Origin of the sequence: Chryseobacterium antibioticum (assembly GCF_012927325.1) — a bacterium.
GTDB lineage: Bacteria > Bacteroidota > Bacteroidia > Flavobacteriales > Weeksellaceae > Chryseobacterium > Chryseobacterium antibioticum.
The window spans coordinates 162,465-180,613 of record NZ_JABBGI010000003.1 but is presented as its reverse complement, the minus strand read 5'-3'; the positions used below and the strand labels follow the sequence as shown (position 1 = coordinate 180,613).

Here is an 18,149-nt window from a genome sequence, read left to right as displayed (position 1 = left end):
ATGATACAATTCTTTTACGAAAACTTACAGGAATCTGTCAGTACAGATTATCAAAAATGGCTGAAGGATATTATACTTTCAGAAGGAAAAAAACTAGGCGAAATCAATTATATTTTCTGCGATGACGAATATCTGCTTAAGATCAATCAGGATTATCTGCAGCATGATTATTATACCGATATCATCACTTTCGATTATGTAAAAGGTAAAACAATAAGCGGAGAGATTTTCGTATCTTTGCAGCGGATTTCGGACAATGCTTCTACTCTATCCAGAAACTATGAAGAAGAACTAAAAAGGGTCTTGGCTCATGGCATTCTTCACCTCGCAGGATACAAGGATAAGACCGAAGAAGAAGAGAAAGAAATGAGGAGAATGGAAGATTTCTATCTGGCAAAATTCAGAGATTTAAATCCTGAATAAATTAAAGAATCACTTAAAGGCTAATCCGTAAAGTGCTATAAGCTAGATACAATTAAAACCCACCTAGAGTGCATTCTCTAAAAATGTTTCACGTGAAACATTCATAGAAAATATTAAAATTAAAGGCTTTAAATAAGCAATATAAAAATGATTTCAGATACATATGACGTAATCGTAGTAGGTGCCGGACACGCAGGTTGCGAAGCAGCAGCAGCAGCCGCCAACCTGGGTTCAAAGACCTTACTTGTTACAATGAATATGCAGACCATCGGACAGATGAGCTGCAACCCTGCAATGGGAGGAATCGCAAAAGGACAGATCGTAAGAGAGATAGATGCTATGGGAGGATACTCCGGAATTATAGCCGATAAATCAGCGATTCAGTTCAAAATGCTGAACCTTTCAAAAGGCCCCGCGATGTGGTCTCCAAGAACACAAAATGACAGAATGCTTTTTGCTGAAGAGTGGAGAATGGCATTAGAAAATACACCCAATCTTGATTTCTTTCAGGATATGGTAAAACAGCTTATTGTAGAAAATAATAAAGTAACCGGAGTTGTTACTTCTTTAGGAATTGAGATAAAAAGTAAATCGGTTGTTTTAACCAACGGAACATTTCTTAACGGACTAATTCATGTTGGAGATAAACAATTAGGCGGAGGAAGAATGGGCGAACCAAGAGCATTCGGAATTACCGAACAATTGGTAAGTTTAGGTTTTGAAGCCGGAAGAATGAAAACAGGAACTCCTCCCCGAGTAGACGGAAGAAGTCTTGATTATTCTAAAATGGAAGAACAGAAAGGAGATAAAAATCCTCAAAAGTTCAGTTATACAGATACTCCTAAATTAACAAAACAGCTTAGCTGCCATATCGTTTATACTAATGAAACGGTCCATGATATTTTACGCGAAGGTTTCGACAGAAGCCCAATGTTCAATGGAACGATCCAGAGTTTAGGTCCAAGATATTGTCCAAGCATAGAAGATAAGATCAACCGTTTTGCAGAAAGAACAAGACATCAGCTTTTCGTAGAACCAGAAGGATGGAGAACCGTTGAGATCTATGTAAACGGATTCAGCTCTTCTCTTCCTGAAGATGTACAGATCAAAGCGATGAAACATATTCCAGGTTTTGAGAATGTAAAAGTGTTCCGTCCAGGATACGCTATTGAATATGACTACTTCCCTCCTACCCAATTAAAGCATACTTTAGAAACAAAGCTGATTGACAATTTATATTTTGCAGGACAGATCAATGGAACTACAGGATATGAGGAAGCAGCAGGACAAGGTTTAATGGCGGGAATCAACGCTCACAATAAAGTACACGATAAAGAAGATTTCATCCTAAACAGAGATGAAGCTTATATTGGCGTATTAATCGATGACCTGATTACAAAAGGAACCGAAGAACCTTACAGAATGTTTACTTCCCGTGCAGAATACAGACTTCTATTGAGACAGGATAATGCAGATATCAGATTAACTAAAAAAGCATACCATTTAGGTCTGGCAAAAGAAGACAGATTAAGAAAAGTAGAAACCAAAGTGTCTAAGAGTCAGGAACTTGAGTCGTTTTTAAGAGAAACCTCTTTAAAGCCCGGTATTATCAATCCTATTTTGGAAACCATCGATAGTAATCCTGTAGATCAGGCTTACAGAGCTTCACAATTCCTTACAAGACCTAATATTACACTGGAAAAGCTTGATGCCATAGACGTAATCAAAGAATTCACTTCTCAATATGATGATGAAGTAAGAGAACAGGCAGAGATCAATATTAAATATAAAGGATATATTGAAAAGGAAAAAGAGAATGTAGCTAAGCTAAATCGTTTGGAAAACATAAAAATTCCTGAAGATTTTGATTATAAAAGCATTTCCAGCCTTTCTTTAGAAGCAAAACAGAAAATGTCCAATGTAAGACCTAAAACTATTGCACAGGCAGGCAGGATCAGTGGTGTTTCCCCGGCCGATATAAACGTTTTACTAGTCTATTTAGGACGTTAAAGCAAAAATGTTTCACGTGAAACATTTATAAATTAAAAGCAAAAATTAAGGTATTTATGAGCGTTATATTTAATCCATAAATACTTTAATTTTAAAATATCAAGATATCAATTCAATGAGAATAAAGGATCATTTTCTTTCACAGGAAATATTTGAAATAAAGGAAACAGAAACAAAGGGGGTTTTCAAGACCTCCCCTATTCCATCTAATATTTCCAAATATTATGAAAGCGAAGATTATATTTCCCACCACCAGGATTCCGGAAGTTTCAAAGAAAAGCTGTACAAATTCCTGCAGTCTTTTAATCTGCAATACAAAAAAAATATCCTCACAGACAGAATAAAAAAAGGAGCAAAAGTTCTTGATTACGGATGCGGTGCGGGAGAATTTGTGAAGTATATTGAAGAAGATTTTAAAACCTTCGGTTTTGAACCTGATGCTGATGCAAGAAAAGCAGCACTCAGTAAAATCTCAAAAGCAACTGTACTGGATAACATCCAAACTATTCCGGATCATAGTTTAGATGCCATTACCTTATGGCACGTTTTCGAGCATGTAGAAAATCAGGATGAAATGCTTAATATATTTCACGGGAAATTAAAAGACAAGGGACTCTTAATCATAGCGGTTCCCAATCCTACTTCTTATGATGCAAAACATTACAAAGAATATTGGGCAGCTTACGATGTACCGAGACATATTTATCATTTCTCTAAAAATGGTATGGAAAATTTAATTTCCAAAAAGCCGGACTGGAAAATGAGAAAAATCAAACCTTTGGTCCTTGACTCGTTTTACATCTCTATGTTGAGCGAAAAATACAAAAAATCACCTCTTTTTTGGCTAAAAGCAGTCATCTACGGAACGATTTCTAACGTAAAGGCGCTTTTTTCAAACGAATTTTCAAGTTTGATATACATTATCGAAAAAAGATAGAAAATCGATTTTTAAGCCGTTTCTGAAGGTCAGTTTTCATCAATTTTGACTAAAAAAACAAAAACCTGGAGAATTTTCCGGGTTTCTTTTTTGGATTTCTATAAAATTGGAAAATTGAGAAATGTAAAAAATACAACTCTCCTACTCCATCCTTTCAAAAATTAATAATAAAAATCGGAGAGCGTACTAATTTATAGTCAGTTCGATACTGCTGAAAAATAAAATCACCAAATTGACAATTTCAATTTTCAAAAAAAATCCGAACCATAAAAATCAGGTTCAAAAAAAAATAGATTGAACATAAAAAGCTTACCACATGAAAAAATAAATTTTCACTAAAATCGCAGATATCCACATCTTTTTAACAAAATAGAAAATTTAACAGTGATTTTCAAAAATCACAATAGATTCACTCTAAATTAAAAAATAAAACCAAAAAACAGAAATTGAAAAAAATATTCCAAAAATAAAAAAGACCGTCACTCATGACGGTCTCCTATATATAAAATAAAATTCTATTTATTGATAGCAGCAACTCCCGGAAGTTCCAAACCTTCCAGACTTTCAAGCATTGCTCCTCCCCCTGTTGAAACATAACTTACTTTTTCTCCGTAACCGAACTGCTTTACAAAAGCAACACTGTCACCTCCACCTACAAGAGAGAATGCTCCAAATTTTGTAGACTCAGCAATACTGTCACCAAGAGCAACAGTTCCACCTGCAAAGTTTGACATTTCAAAAACTCCGATCGGACCATTCCAAAGAATTGTTCTGGAATTTAGCAATACATCATTGAACTGATCTCTCGATTTGTGACCGGCATCAAGCCCCATCCATCCTTCAGGGATTTCATAAATATCAGACTCTTTTCTTTCAGCATCGTTATTGAAAGCTTCAGCAATAATGACATCCGAAGGAAGGTATACTTTTACCTGGTGCTCTTTCGCTTTACCTAAAATTTCAAGTGCCAAAGGAAGCTTGTCCTCCTCTACCAATGAGTTCCCTATTTTACCTCCCAAAGCTTTAATAAAAGTAAAAGCCATACCACCACCGATAATCAGATTATCTATGGCAGGAAGTATATTTTCTATAATGGTAATTTTAGTTGAAACCTTAGAACCACCTAGTATTGCCGTTACAGGTCTTTCCCCTTTTCTCAATACTTTATCGATCGCCTGAAGCTCTTTAGCCATTAATAAACCGAAATATTTAGTTGATTCGAAATATTGAGCAATTACAGCTGTCGAAGCGTGTGCTCTGTGAGCTGTCCCGAATGCATCATTAACGAAAGCATCACCAAGTTTTGAAAGTTGTTCGGCAAAACCTGCATTTCCTTTTTCTTCTTCATTGTGGAAACGAAGGTTTTCCAACAATAGGATCTGTCCAGGTTGAAGCTCAGCAGCAGCCTTTTCAGCCTTTTCTCCGATACATTCATCCACAAACTTCACTTCCTGTCCAAGAACGCTGGAAACTTCATCTACGATATGCTTAAGAGAGAATTCATCTTTCACTTCACCTTTTGGTCTTCCAAGATGCGTCATTAAGATTACAGAACCTCCGTCATTAAGAATTTTTTCAACTGTGGGCTTCACAGCTGTGATTCTCGTATTATCGGTCACTTTTAGCTGATCATCCTGCGGAACATTAAAGTCCACTCTTACCAGAGCCTTCTTGTCTTTAAAATTGAAATCATTGATTGTTTTCATAAATATCGTTGAATTTTCGTTTCACAAATGTAAGCTTTTAAACTTTTTCAACAGATCCATTGAATTAAAACTTTTCCGAAACTTTCCCTCAACCCAATCACCCACTAATCAACAATTTTTTTCTCTTTAAAGAAAAGAATAATGTAGTTGTTGTTGAGTATTGTTAGTTTCGGGGATAAGTTTTATCAAAAAAATTGGTAACAAATAATTTTTATTCAATTCATATTTAATTCACATTGTAATAGATTGTAAATCTGCTTTTTCACGGACTTATCAACAGATGTGAATAACTTCCCAACAAAACCATTCTTAGTAATTAAATTATGGAAAAAGTTCGGATTAAGTGAAGAAAACAATTTGAAAGTTGTGACTAAAATTTCCGAATACATTTCCCATTACGAAATAAATTCTTCTTTAAAAATAGAAAGTTGGAAAAAGTTTTCCACACTTATTCACGTACCTTTTCACAAATTACTCCCGATTAACTAACAGACTTTGTTATTATTCTTACCTTTGTCATGAAATAAAATCTAAAAAGACTTAATACAAGTATTATGAAAAGAAAAATAGCTATTGCTGCAGACCATGCAGGCTATGAGTATAAGGAGATTGTTAAGAACTATCTGTCAGAAAAGTTTGATGTTCAGGATTTTGGAACGTTCTCCACAAACAGTGTGGATTATCCGGACTTTGTGCATCCTGCTGCTACCTCTGTTGAAAACGGGGAAAATGAATTGGGAATTTTGATCTGTGGAAGCGGAAATGGAGTACAAATCACAGCGAACAAACATCAGAAGATCAGATGTGCTCTTTGCTGGATGCCGGAGATTGCAGTGCTCGCGAGACAGCATAACGATGCGAATATGATCTCTGTGCCTGCAAGATTTATATCTAAGGAAGTGGCTATAGAAATTGCAGAGAAGTTTCTTTCCACAGACTTTGAAGGAGGAAGACACCAAAACAGAGTTGATAAAATTGCTGTTTGCTAAATATATAAAGGCCTGTAAATCAAATTGCAGGCCTTATTTATTTTTTATTTTGTACATTTGCAGCAACTAATAGAAAGTACCAGTCTATTATTTCCATACAAAACCTGATCTGTTTAAAAGATACTAATCAAAGGTTTTTCTCCCCTCTTCTCCATATTTGTAGTATTTTTATACAAACTAAAGTCTCCATTATAAGTAAATTGGAAGGAAAATTGATGCAGTTGAATAACAAAGAAAAGGTAAATTGAATCAAGATTAAGCATCTGCATCATTCACTTTTATAATAAGTAGTTTCCTTGTACGGGAAATAAAAGATAAGGAAAAGCAGAAACGAAATTTACAAATACTAGAGACTCTATAGAAAATAAGGAAGTGAAAGGTGTAATGACACTTCCTGGCAGTGATATGATGAGAAACAAATTAGATAGTACAAAAAATAGGATCTCACCGGATAAAAAAGAATTCTTTTTGAATATAACGATTCCGGAATTATAGAAATATCGCTGTTAGATTATTACAATTAATAACAATTAAACAACATTAAAAAATGCCAAGAAAAGGTAAATATATAAGCCATAAAAACGAACAGAAACTCATGGAAATCGGAAGATTGATCCTGCGTTTCATGAATACCAATTCGTCCAAAATCTATAATTATAAGCAGCTCGCAGACGGAATAGATTATAAAAATCCACGTCAGAGAGAACTGGTGATCCAGGCTCTGCATAAACTTCAGGGTTCTGAGAAGATCAAAGAAGTGGAGAAAGGAAAATTTATCGTTAATCTGAAGATTGCAGGAACATTAACCGGAGTCATTGATTTTAACCAATCCGGTAATGCCTACGTAAAAGTAGAAGGTGTGGAAGATGATGTCTTTATCCACTCCAAAAATGTGAAAGATGCGCTTCAGGGGGATAAGGTTTTAATCATCACCTATCATTTTAAAGGGAAGAAACTGGAAGGTTCGGTACTGGAAGTTCTTGAAAGAAACAGAACTGAATTTGTAGGAACATTCCAGCTGGTTGCTCACAAAGACTTTGGATTTGTAGTGTGTGATAAAAAATCGATCAATACCGATATTTTTATTACGAAAACAAACTTCGGGGGAGCCGAAAACGGCGATAAAGTAGTCGTTAAAATGACAGAATGGAGACCGGGAGATAAAAACCCTCAGGGAGAAATCATCCAGGTATTGGGAGCTCCGGGTGAACATGAAACTGAGATCCACTCTATCCTTGCAGAATATGGTCTTCCGTATGAATTCCCGCAGGAAGTTGAGCTCGATGCTGATAAAATTGACAGAAGAATCACTGACGAAGAAGCTGCAAAACGTTGGGATATGCGCGATATCTGTACATTCACCATCGACCCTAAAGATGCAAAAGATTTTGATGATGCACTTTCCATAAGAAAATTAGAAAACGGAAACTGGGAAATCGGGGTACATATTGCAGACGTTTCTCATTATGTAGTTCCGGGAACTATGCTGGATGACGAAGCATACAAAAGAGCAACCTCGGTATACCTTGTAGACCGCGTCGTTCCAATGCTTCCCGAAGTTTTAAGTAATGATGTATGTTCACTCCGCCCGAACGAAGATAAATATACTTTTTCAGCCGTTTTTGAACTGAATGACAAAGCAGAAATTCAGAAACAATGGTTTGGAAGAACTGTGATTCATTCAGACCGAAGATTTACGTATGAAGAAGCTCAGGAACGTATTGAAACGGGCCAGGGAGATCTTGCAGAAGAAATCAATACTTTGGATAGACTTGCGAAGATCATGCGTGATGAGCGTGTCAGAAATGGAGCGATTACTTTCGACAGAAGTGAAGTACGATTCAATCTGGATGAAAATAACTCGCCAATCGGAGTATACTTTAAAATAAGCAAGGATTCCAATCACCTGATCGAAGAATTCATGCTTTTAGCCAATAAAAAAGTATCCGAATTTGTATCATTAACCAATAAAGGAACGGTAAGTAACAATACCTTTATTTACAGGGTTCACGATGATCCGAATCCTGCGAAACTGGAAGCATTGAGAGATTTTGTTTCTACTTTCGGATATAAAATGAACCTTGACAACACTAAAAAAGTAGCAGAATCATTGAACAAGCTACTTTTTGATGTCAAAGGAAAAGGAGAAGAAAATATGATCGAAACGTTGGCCATGAGAAGTATGAGCAAAGCGGTATATTCTACAGAACCTATCGGACACTACGGTTTAGGTTTCGAATATTACAGCCACTTCACCTCTCCTATCCGTCGTTATCCTGACCTTCTTGCCCACCGTCTTTTACAGCATTATCTTGATGGAGGTAAATCTCCGAGTAAGCAGGAGCTTGAAGACAAGGCAAAACACTGTAGTGCTATGGAAAGGCTTGCTGCTGATGCAGAAAGAGATTCTATCAAGTTCATGCAGGTGAAATTTATGGAAAAACATCTTGGAGAAACATTTACAGGAGTGATTTCAGGCGTTGCAGAATTCGGTTTCTGGGTAGAAATACCTGAAAACGGTGCTGAAGGCCTGATCAAATTAAGAGATCTTGTGGATGATTCCTATTCTTACGATGCCAAGACCCATGCAGTTTATGGTCATAAAACCGGAAAAAGACATCAGTTAGGTGATCAGGTCCAGATCAAAGTAGTAAAAGCTAATCTTATTCAGAAACAGTTGGACTTTAAGATTGTTGATTAATTTCATACAGAGCTTATGAAAGGAGTACTTGAAATAGATAAGGAAGAATTTTCAGAAATTTTAGAGAAAACATTTTCAGAAATTGTCCATTTTTTTAATTCTCTGGATGAAATATCTACCCAGCCAAATGTAAAACTGGAACATCAAAATCTTTCTTACGAAGGATGGGGATCAAAAAAAGTTTTAGAATATTTCCAACAAGCAGTAAAACCAATTATTTCTGGTTCCAGCGGACCTAAATATTGGGGTTTTGTTACCGGAGGGGCAACGCCAGCAGCATTAATTGGAGATTTTTTGGCAACTATTTATGATCAAAATACACAGAGAATTAATCAGGGAGGAGATATTTCTGCCCTTTTGGAAGTAGAAACTGTAAAGATGTTGCTGGATTTCTTTAGCCTGCCGGATTCTTTCGCAGGAGGCTTTGTGACAGGTGCTACTATGTCAAACTTTACATGCCTTGCTACAGCCAGACAATGGGCAGGGCATCAAATAAATAAAAACTATGCATTAGAAGGTGTTTCTTCTGATGATTTTGTCATACTTTCTGCAGAACCCCATTCTTCAGTTGTTAAATGCCTAAGCATGTTAGGTATAGGGAGTAATAATATTGTTTTTGTTAAGAAAAAAGATGAAACAAGAGAGGCGCTTGATGTTGAAGACTTAGAACAAAAACTAGAATTTTATAAGGCCAAGCAAATCATTATTTCAACCAGTGGAGGAACAGTAAATACGGTTGATTTTGATGATATGAAATCTATCAGTATCCTAAAAGAAAAATATAATTTCTGGTGGCATATTGATGCTGCTTTCGGTGGGTTTGCTAATATTCTGGATGAATACAAACACTTATTAGAGGGTTGGGAAAATGCAGACAGCATTGCAGTAGATTGCCATAAATGGATGAACGTACCATATGAAAATGCGGTTTATTTTATTAGAAAAGAACATAGCGGTTTGCAGATGCAGGTTTTTCAAAACTCCAATGCAGCCTATTTAGGAAACCCGGAAGATAATTTTTCCTATGGTAATTTTACGCCTGAGAATTCCAGGAGATTCAGAGCTTTACCTGTATGGTTTACCCTAAAAGCGTATGGAAAAAAAGGCTATCAAAATATAGTGAGAAATAATATACAGAATGCTCAAAAATTTTCAGTATTTGTAGAAAATCACCCAGCATTACAGTTATTGTCAGAAACAAGATTAAATTGTGTATGCTTTTCATTGAAAGAAAATCCCGAGAAAAGTTCTACATTATTAGATATCATTAATGAAAATGAGAAAATTTTTATGACTCCTACAAGGCTTAATAATAAAGCGGGAATCAGGGCTGCATTTGTAAATTGGAGAACAAGCGATAAAGATTTAGACGTCGCTTTTACAGAAATACAATTTGCGCTTGATAAAATGGATATTTAATACTATTATTCTTAAATTTAGAGCATGTTTGAACTTGTACTTTCTGCCGTTGTTTTAGGATTTATGCTGAGCCTGGTTTTTATAGGACCTATTTTTTTCCTGTTAATTGAAACCAGTTTTTCCAGAGGACCAAGACATGCCCTGGCACTGGATCTCGGAGTCATTACGGCAGATATATTATGCATTGTTGCTGCTTATTATGCAAGTGCAGATATTGTCACTTTAATAGATAAACATCCCGGATTTTACAGGATTACTTCTATTCTTATATTTGTATACGGGATCGTCATGATGGTGACCAAAACCAAAATGCATATGCCCGGTGAAGAAAGGATCATTGGCCAAAACTATTTTAAAACCTTTTTCAATGGTTTTTTCTTCAATCTTTTGAATGTAGGAGTGATTCTCTTCTGGCTGGTTACGGTGATTTCCGTAAGAAACCAGTACCCCGATACCAGCAGTTTTATTCTCTATGTGAGTATAGTCATTGGCACCTATCTGTGCATTGACCTGGCCAAAATATTCTTAGCAAAACAATTTCACGATAAACTTACCCAGAAACTCGCCAACAAGATCAGAAGGATTGTAGGCGGGATTCTTATTATGTTCAGTTTCTTTATATTTCTGCAGAGCTTTAAGAAATTCAATCAGTTCGACAGACGTTTAGAAGAAGCTGAGAAAAAAGAAATCAAGTACCAAAAAACAGAATGAAAAAAATAATCTCTCCAAAAGCTCTTAAAAAAGGAGCTAAAATAGCTGTTATCTCCCCTGCCGGAGCTGTAGATCCATCTCAGCTTGAAAAGGGTATAGAAATGATCAAAAAAAGAGGTTTTGAACCTGTTTTGGGAGAACATCTGTACACTAAATTTTCAAACGGATACAATTATGCCGGAACAGAACAGGAAAGATTAAAAGACATCAACTGGGCTTTAAATGAAAAAGAGATTTCAGCAATTTGGGCTTCCAGAGGAGGTTACGGATGTCAGCATCTGGTTCAGCATTTAAAACTGAAAAACTTTGCAGAAAACCCTAAATGGTATATCGGATACTCTGATAATACCGTTATACAAAGCTATTTACTAAAGAAAGGTTTTGCCTCTATTCACGGACAAACCATCAAAACATCAAGTTTTGGGGTGACGGATGAAAGCTATGACCTGATATTTGATGTTTTAAAAGGGAAAAGTCTTAAATATGCTTTAAAATCTCATCAATTTAATAAAACAGGGACCATTGAAGGTGAATTGGTTGGAGGCAATTTAGCCCTGATCTATGCACTTTTAGGAACTAAATATTCTTTCGATTTTAAGGATAAGATTTTATTTATTGAAGACATCGGGGAAAATTTCTATGCCCTTGATCGAATGATCATGAGCCTGGAATTAGCCGGAGTTTTTACTAAAATAAAAGGACTAATCGTTGGCGGAATGACCAATATGGGCGATGAAAAGGAAAATAAACAATACGAAGAAAGTTTTGATGAATTTGCTTATAAATTAATTTCAGACAGAATTTCAAAATATAATTTCCCAATAGTTTTTGGGTTTCCAAACGGTCACATTAAAGATAACAGACCTTTGATTATTGGTGGAAATGTTACGATAAAGGTTGAAGATAAAGTTAAAATTGAATTTTAAAAAAGGATGATTCCGGATGAAGCTTACTGAGAATTTTAAGCCCATAAAAATCACACCGGATCTTGTGAAAAGCACGCTTTATATTCTGTTTTTAGTTAGTGTAGTGTCTTATTTTCTATTCTTTGACAAAGGACTAAAGCTTGAATATAAAGAGAAATGTCCCTGTAATACTGAATATACCCTCTTTCAGTATGATGAAAGAGGAAAGATTTGGGAAAGAAGAAAGTATGCTACCGATCCTGATTTTAAGACCTATAAGCTCAAAAACAGAATGGGTTTTACAATTGGGAAGCTTGAAAATATTGATTTTTATAAACTGAATGACACCTTGTTCAAGCCATCAGAAAAAAGCGAGTTTGATTTGTTTTCAAAACGCTTTTACTGGGACTGTAAAAATGAAGAAGTATGGATATCAACACACCATAAATTATCTTTTAAATAATGGCAATTCATAATGATTTCGGTAAAATAGCAGAAGACCTTGCCGCAGAATATCTGCAGAAGAACGGCTATAAGGTTGTTACCAGAAATTTCCGGTTTCAAAAAGCGGAGATTGATATCATTGCCGAAAAAGAAAATCTGATCATCATTGTTGAAGTAAAAGCCCGTTCTACAGATGCTTTTATCCTTCCTCACGAGGCAGTTACCAAAACAAAAATACGGTCTATTGTTTCGGCAGCCAACCATTATCTTGAAGAATTTAACAGGAGCAATGAAGTAAGATTTGATATTATTTCTGTTCTTCCTGACGAAAGAAAGAACTTGATTATTGAACATATAACCGACGCTTTTGAAGCTTTAGATGCCAACTGATGATGCAAAATTTAGATTGGGAAGTCATATACTCTGTGGTCGTTTACGTCCTGAAAAATTATCCGCTTAAAATAATTTTTTATATGTCCTTATGCTTTGTAATAGGCATAGTGATAAGCATAATTTACAGTTTGATTTTAAAAAAATATAAAGTGTTTTCAAGAGAACATACTTATTATAACTGGGCAGTAAAACTTTATATCCCAGCAATTTTTATCATCAACATTATCTTTTCTCTCAAACTAGGTCTGTTTTGGGGTGCATATGAAGCCCTTAAAAAGGATAGCTACTCTATTTCACAGCAAACTTACAATGCAGGTACTTATTATGCTTTTAAGGATGAACAATCCAAAAAACAGTTTGTCGGAAAGTTGCAGTCTGTGGTAGCAGATTTGAGCAACAGCAATAAGAATACAAAGATCCGGATCGTTGATATCGCCAAAGCTTATGATACGAAATATCAGGTGGTAGACAGCCCTAAAAACTGGCTGGCTTCTTTGTTTGCTGAAAAATACGGCGACAGGATTCATACCCTTGTTTTGTACGGAATGTTGAATGCGGTTCCTCACGTGAATATCTCGGAAAGCATTTCTTACAGCGAGTTTGATAAATTGACCAATCAGCTGATCATGCTGGATTCTAAAGATGTGGAATCCTCTATTGTCAAGAAGGTTCAGAATTTATTTCTGATGGTTCTGAAATCACAGTTTAAAACAATTATCAACGGAATTCTTATCATCTGGATATTGCTCATGCTCATCCCGTTAGTTGAATTCTGGATCTACAGATATGTAATGAAAAGAAAAGAGAACAATATAACAATGTAATAATGTAACAGTGTACCAATGCAAGAAATGCAGAATACTATTTATTGTTACACTGCTAGACTGATACATTGTTAAATTAGAAATATATTTTATGAAAACAATACTCATCACCGGAGCTACTTCCGGAATAGGAAAATCTACGGCAGAGCTTCTTGCCAGACAGGGAAACAGAATGATTATCTGTGGAAGGAGAAACGAAGTTTTAGAATCACTAAAATCTGAACTTTCCCAATATACCGAAGTATTTAGTTTATTATTTGATGTAAGAAATCTTGAAGAAGTTGAAAAAGCGATCAATTCTCTCCCTGAAGAATGGAAGAATATTGACGTTTTAATCAATAATGCAGGCAATGCACACGGTTTGGAACCTCTTTCTGCCGGAAAGACAGATGATTGGGATTCTATGATCGATGGCAATGTAAAAGGACTTTTATACATTTCCAAAACGATCATCCCTTCTATGAAAGAGAGGAATTCAGGGCATATCGTAAACATTAGTTCAGTGGCAGCAAGGCAAACCTACGCTAACGGAACTGTATATTGCGCAACTAAAAAAGCAGTTGATGTAATTTCCGAAGGAATGCGCCTGGAACTTACCGAATTTGGAATCAAAGTGACCAATATTCAGCCGGGAGCCGTGGAAACAGACTTCTCTCTGGTAAGATTCAAAGGTGACAGCGAAAGAGCCGCAACCGTTTATGCCGGATATGAAGCTTTAAAAGCCGAAGATATTGCTGATGCTATCGCTTATTGTGTGAATGCTCCCAAACATGTAATGGTTTCGGATATGACTATTTATCCAAGTGCACAGAGTGAGCCGAGAACGATTTACAGAAAATAGGGTGAAAAAAATATCATTTTTTATCCTGCTTCTTTCATTTGCTCTTTGGAGTTGCCAAAATATAGCCACTTCTAAAGAAGGTCAAAAGCTATTGGGGAATATGAAACTCCTGGATATCTATTTACAGAATAACGATGAAAAGATAGTCGATATTTTGAGTCCGGATGTTTCTTTTGGCCATTCCAACGGCTGGATACAGAACTTCGAAGATTTCAAAAAGGATTTTTCATCAAAAAAAGTGACTTACAAAGAGATTCAGCAAACAGAGCTTTCTGAGATCAAAAAATATAAAAATACAGTAAGTATCAGAAGGAAAATAAAGGTTTCAGGAACGTATAAAAATCAGGATTTTGAAATGAAACTGGCTCTGCTGGAGATCTGGATCAGAAAGAATACGGTATGGAAACTCTGGAGTCGTCAGAGTGTCGAAATAAAGCCATAAATTTGCACGAATTTGAAGCAATTTTGCCTTTTGCAATTTGCCAATCAGCTTAAAAATTAAAGAGATGAAAATTCTATATCTGGAAACCTCTTCCAAAAACTGCTCTGTAGCTATTTCAGACGACGAAAAGCTCTTATGTCTATGCGAAGAAGTCTCCGAGAACTACAAACAGTCTGAAAGTCTTCACACCTATGTAGAATGGGCACTGGAAGGCGCAGGCCTCACGATGAAAGATATTGAGGCAGTTTCTTTAGGTAAAGGACCGGGTTCTTATACCGGATTAAGAATTGGGGCAGCCTCCGCAAAAGGTTTCTGCTACGGACTGAAAATCCCGCTTATTGCAGTGAATTCTCTGGAAAGCATGATAGAGCCTTTTTTAGGCAAAAACTATGATTATATAGTGCCATTGATCGACGCAAGGAGAATGGAGGTTTATACGGCTGTTTATGACGGCAAAACAGGCAAAGAACTATCGCAGACTGAAGCCAAAATTTTAGATGAAACTTCTTTCGGAGAATTTAAAGATAAAAAAGTAATTTTTGTAGGAGATGGGGCAAAGAAAGCAAAAGACATTCTGGATCTGCCTGATGCAGACTTTAGAGAGGATGTCTACCCTTCCGCACAATACCTTATCAAAAGGAGCCTGGAAAAAATTGATCAAAAGGAATTTGAAGATATTGCCTACTTTGAACCCTTCTATCTCAAAGATTTCCACGGTGTAAAGAAAAAGAAATCTTCAGATTCTATATGACCATAAAAAATGAGCAATTACATATAAAAAGCGAAGATTAGTTCTTCGCTTTTTTTATTATTTAGGCATTTCAGGAATGACATCCGGACTTTTTTCCTTCTGCTTGTCCTTTTTCAATTTCTCTTTCGATTTTTTAGGCTCTGCGTTCATTTCTTGTATCGACTGCATGAGCTGACCGTTTTTATCATTATTGCCAGGAACCTGAGGAATACCATTATCTTGGTTTTGTACAGGCTGTACTGGTGCCCCAGGTTGCTGAGGAAGAGAATTCCCCTTGTGGTCAGTTGCCTGAAATGAAAGTTCACTTTTCAGATAGTTCAGCATCTCCTTGGCTCTTATGCCTTCCGGAGTTTTGGAATAATTCAGGGCTATCTGCTCCAGCTGAAGGATCATTACCTCTTTTCCACTGGTCTTACCTGTATTGAAAGCATTCAGCAGATGAAATTTCGGAACCAGGGCATCTTTGGGGAACTTTTGGATGGTCTGGTCTATAACCTCTCTACTTTCCGTAAATTTCTCTGATTCGTAGAGAGCATAAGCCTTTTTGTATTCATTTTCAACCTCTTCAGATGACTTTACAAATGAAACATTCTTAGGATTTCTTGCAAATTCAGCGTATGATGTATACGGATAATCAGTTAAAAGGATTTGTTTCGCTCTTTCTGAAGCTTGTGGATTCTTCAGATAATTCATAGCGAAGATCTCGTAAAGCGCCTGAAGCATTACCTTTTCCTCCGGTTTTACATCTACAAGGTCATACAATGTCTTGGTGGCTAGCGGTGTATTCGTAAAATAATTCTGATACATTACCCCTAAACCTAGAGAAGCAGTGTCTCTGTCTTTCTTTAATTGTCCCAATTTTTCCTGATCTGTAGGGATCTGTTCAATATAGTATGTAGGTTCGAAACGTCTTGGATTAGGTGCTGAAGTCACTCCAAGAGCTTCATTTTTCATATCTTCAATAGACGCCATTTTCTTGGAATAACGCCAGTTATCTGCTAATGCTCTTTCTCCCCAGATCTGCTTAAACGAAGAAGTTCCTTTACTGATGGTTCCCGTATTACTGAAATAAAAACCTTTGGTAGTCACCCCAAAATCTTCAAAAGAATTGGTGTTATTGGCAAATATAGAATTGGCGTTGTAGTCTCCACCATCAAAGCCTTTGCTTCTTTCGGCACGTATTCTCTCCTGCTCTGCTTTTTCCTCTTTAGCTTTCAGTTTTGCAATATATTTCGCGAAAAAGTCAGTTTTCTGAGGGTCGCTCATCTTCGCTAAAGAAAGAATACTGTCATTCTTCTTGATCAGATAGTAGTTTTTGGAGATCTTCTTGATATATTCAGACTGGTCCTTTAAAAGGATCTTCGAAGGCTCGTAGGTCATCACCGTAAGCGCTGAATCATAGTAGGTTCCGGCCCCGATATAGTCATTTTTTTCAAGATAGCTCTTTCCTATTTCGTAGTAGGTAAGACCTCTCACCTGTGGATCAGACACCTTTTCAAATAAAGATTTTTTGAAAAAATCCTGGGCTTCATCTTTCTTCCCGGCCTTGTTGGCCATTAAACCTAAGGCATAATAAAATTCATTCTTTCTGGATCCGTAAGTTCCTTTCTTACTGATACCTTCCAGATAGTTTTTAGCTCCACTATAATCGCCTTTTCCATTAAAGGTCTTGGCAATAGCAATTTGGGATTTCACTTCAAATTCAAAATCATTGGCGTATTTATAGGCTTGGGTAAAGCTTTCACGGGCTTTATCATTGTTGCCCATATTTTCATAAACCTGTCCTTTCAGATAGGATATTCTGCTCTTTAATTTTCTGTCAGAGTTCAGTTCAAAAGCTCTGTCCAGTTCAGCAGCAGCTTCCTCCTTTTTTCCTGAATCCAAAAGAGATTCAGAATAGTAGATACTCAACAGTTTAGCATAATTTTTATTAACGTCCTCCCCTTTCAGTTTGGCAAAAGTTTCATTTGATTTGTGATAATCTTTGATCTGCGCATAAGCCACCCCTTGATAAATTCTTGCCAAAGGAAGTCTTTTATCATCCTTCATATGCGTGAAAACATAGTTCAGGGCATCCAGAGCCTGCACAGCTTTGTTCTGATAAATTCTGGACTGTACCAGGATCATATAAGCATCGAAGATCTTTTTATTCTTTTCTTCACCGTTTCTGATGACAGAGTATTTCGTGATGGCTTTCTGGGCCTTTGCTTCAGCAATTTCCAAAGTGGTTGCTCCTTTATTCTGAAGATCATCAGGCTTACTGGGATCCTCTCCATTGGAACCGGGTATTCCTGGTGGCATTCCCGGAGCTCCTCTTCCGGAAGAAGGTCTGTTCACTTCCGCCATTTTCATGGAGTTTTCGGCAAATGCAGCAGATTGCCCAAGATCACTGCCTAAAGGCTGGTCTTCGTAGGTAAGAATAGGAATGTAAGGAGCATAAAAATTATCCTTATGTCCCTTGTCTCTGCTCGTAAATTCACTGTTTAATGCGTCTTTAGCATTAAATAGGGTATTATAGTAGGTGTTAAATCCTTTCATGAATTTAGATCGCTGCTCCGGCTTTTTGGTCTTAGTGACACAGGAAGCAACGAGACACATGATTAAAAGGAATACAATATTTTTTTTCATTACTCAATATAACTCTCTTATCTGC

16 protein-coding genes are annotated in these 18,149 nt (G+C 36.4%); 14 read left to right on the top strand and 2 right to left on the bottom strand.

The genetic code is table 11. The annotated features are described in order from the left end of the window. The 3 genes from ybeY to HHL23_RS03635 all read left to right on the top strand — a co-directional run bounded on the left by ybeY (position 1) and on the right by HHL23_RS03635 (position 3,370). A complete protein-coding gene (ybeY, locus tag HHL23_RS03645; protein WP_169233458.1) occupies positions 1-423 on the top strand; it encodes an rRNA maturation RNase YbeY in 423 nt (140 codons plus the stop codon). A 147-nt stretch (positions 424-570) separates the two neighbouring features. Further along, positions 571-2,433 (top strand): tRNA uridine-5-carboxymethylaminomethyl(34) synthesis enzyme MnmG, encoded by a 1,863-nt coding sequence (gene mnmG, locus HHL23_RS03640; protein ID WP_169233457.1) that lies wholly within the window; start codon positions 571-573, stop codon positions 2,431-2,433. A 115-nt stretch (positions 2,434-2,548) separates the two neighbouring features. Next, positions 2,549-3,370 (top strand): class I SAM-dependent methyltransferase, encoded by an 822-nt coding sequence (locus HHL23_RS03635; RefSeq protein WP_169233456.1) that lies wholly within the window; start codon positions 2,549-2,551, stop codon positions 3,368-3,370. A gap of 515 nt (positions 3,371-3,885) precedes the next feature. Here HHL23_RS03635 and HHL23_RS03630 read toward each other — a convergent pair. Next, positions 3,886-5,076: a phosphoglycerate kinase gene (locus HHL23_RS03630; RefSeq protein ID WP_169233455.1), complete on the bottom strand. Its 1,191-nt coding sequence runs from the start codon at positions 5,074-5,076 to the stop codon at positions 3,886-3,888. A gap of 554 nt (positions 5,077-5,630) precedes the next feature. Here HHL23_RS03630 and rpiB point away from each other — a divergent pair. The 11 genes from rpiB (at position 5,631) to tsaB (ending at position 15,496) form a co-directional block, all read left to right on the top strand. After that, entirely contained in the window at positions 5,631-6,065 is a 435-nt protein-coding gene (gene rpiB, locus HHL23_RS03625; RefSeq protein ID WP_169233454.1) for a ribose 5-phosphate isomerase B, read from the top strand. A 547-nt stretch (positions 6,066-6,612) separates the two neighbouring features. After that, entirely contained in the window at positions 6,613-8,766 is a 2,154-nt protein-coding gene (rnr, locus tag HHL23_RS03620; RefSeq protein ID WP_169233453.1) for a ribonuclease R, read from the top strand. Positions 8,767-8,781: 15 nt separating this feature from the next. Continuing rightward, complete coding sequence (locus HHL23_RS03615; protein WP_169233452.1) at positions 8,782-10,185, top strand: pyridoxal phosphate-dependent decarboxylase family protein; 1,404 nt, start codon at positions 8,782-8,784, stop codon at positions 10,183-10,185. 24 nt (positions 10,186-10,209) lie between these two features. After that, on the top strand, positions 10,210-10,896 hold the full coding sequence (locus HHL23_RS03610; protein WP_169233451.1) for a LysE family translocator: 687 nt from the start codon (positions 10,210-10,212) through the stop codon (positions 10,894-10,896). Continuing rightward, the gene (locus tag HHL23_RS03605) at positions 10,893-11,822 is read left to right on the top strand and encodes a S66 peptidase family protein (protein ID WP_169233450.1); all 930 of its coding nucleotides are present in this window, start codon (positions 10,893-10,895) and stop codon (positions 11,820-11,822) included. The genes HHL23_RS03610 and HHL23_RS03605 overlap by 4 nt, the downstream gene beginning before the upstream one ends. Positions 11,823-11,838: 16 nt before the next feature. Then, positions 11,839-12,264, top strand: a complete 426-nt coding sequence (locus tag HHL23_RS03600) for a hypothetical protein (protein ID WP_169233449.1) — start codon at positions 11,839-11,841, stop codon at positions 12,262-12,264. Beyond that, complete coding sequence (locus tag HHL23_RS03595; RefSeq protein WP_169233448.1) at positions 12,264-12,635, top strand: YraN family protein; 372 nt, start codon at positions 12,264-12,266, stop codon at positions 12,633-12,635. The genes HHL23_RS03600 and HHL23_RS03595 overlap by 1 nt, the downstream gene beginning before the upstream one ends. Before the next feature lie 152 nt (positions 12,636-12,787). Continuing rightward, entirely contained in the window at positions 12,788-13,462 is a 675-nt protein-coding gene (locus HHL23_RS03590; protein WP_169233447.1) for a hypothetical protein, read from the top strand. 91 nt (positions 13,463-13,553) lie between these two features. Next, complete coding sequence (locus HHL23_RS03585; RefSeq protein WP_169233446.1) at positions 13,554-14,303, top strand: SDR family NAD(P)-dependent oxidoreductase; 750 nt, start codon at positions 13,554-13,556, stop codon at positions 14,301-14,303. A 1-nt stretch (position 14,304) separates the two neighbouring features. After that, a complete protein-coding gene (locus HHL23_RS03580; RefSeq protein WP_169233445.1) occupies positions 14,305-14,745 on the top strand; it encodes a nuclear transport factor 2 family protein in 441 nt (146 codons plus the stop codon). 64 nt (positions 14,746-14,809) lie between these two features. Continuing rightward, the gene (gene tsaB, locus HHL23_RS03575; RefSeq protein WP_169233444.1) at positions 14,810-15,496 is read left to right on the top strand and encodes a tRNA (adenosine(37)-N6)-threonylcarbamoyltransferase complex dimerization subunit type 1 TsaB; all 687 of its coding nucleotides are present in this window, start codon (positions 14,810-14,812) and stop codon (positions 15,494-15,496) included. Positions 15,497-15,553: 57 nt separating this feature from the next. On the opposite strand, the gene porW is transcribed toward tsaB, so the two are convergent. Continuing rightward, a complete protein-coding gene (gene porW / locus HHL23_RS03570) occupies positions 15,554-18,124 on the bottom strand; it encodes a type IX secretion system periplasmic lipoprotein PorW/SprE (RefSeq protein ID WP_169233443.1) in 2,571 nt (856 codons plus the stop codon). Positions 18,125-18,149: the final 25 nt, after the last annotated feature.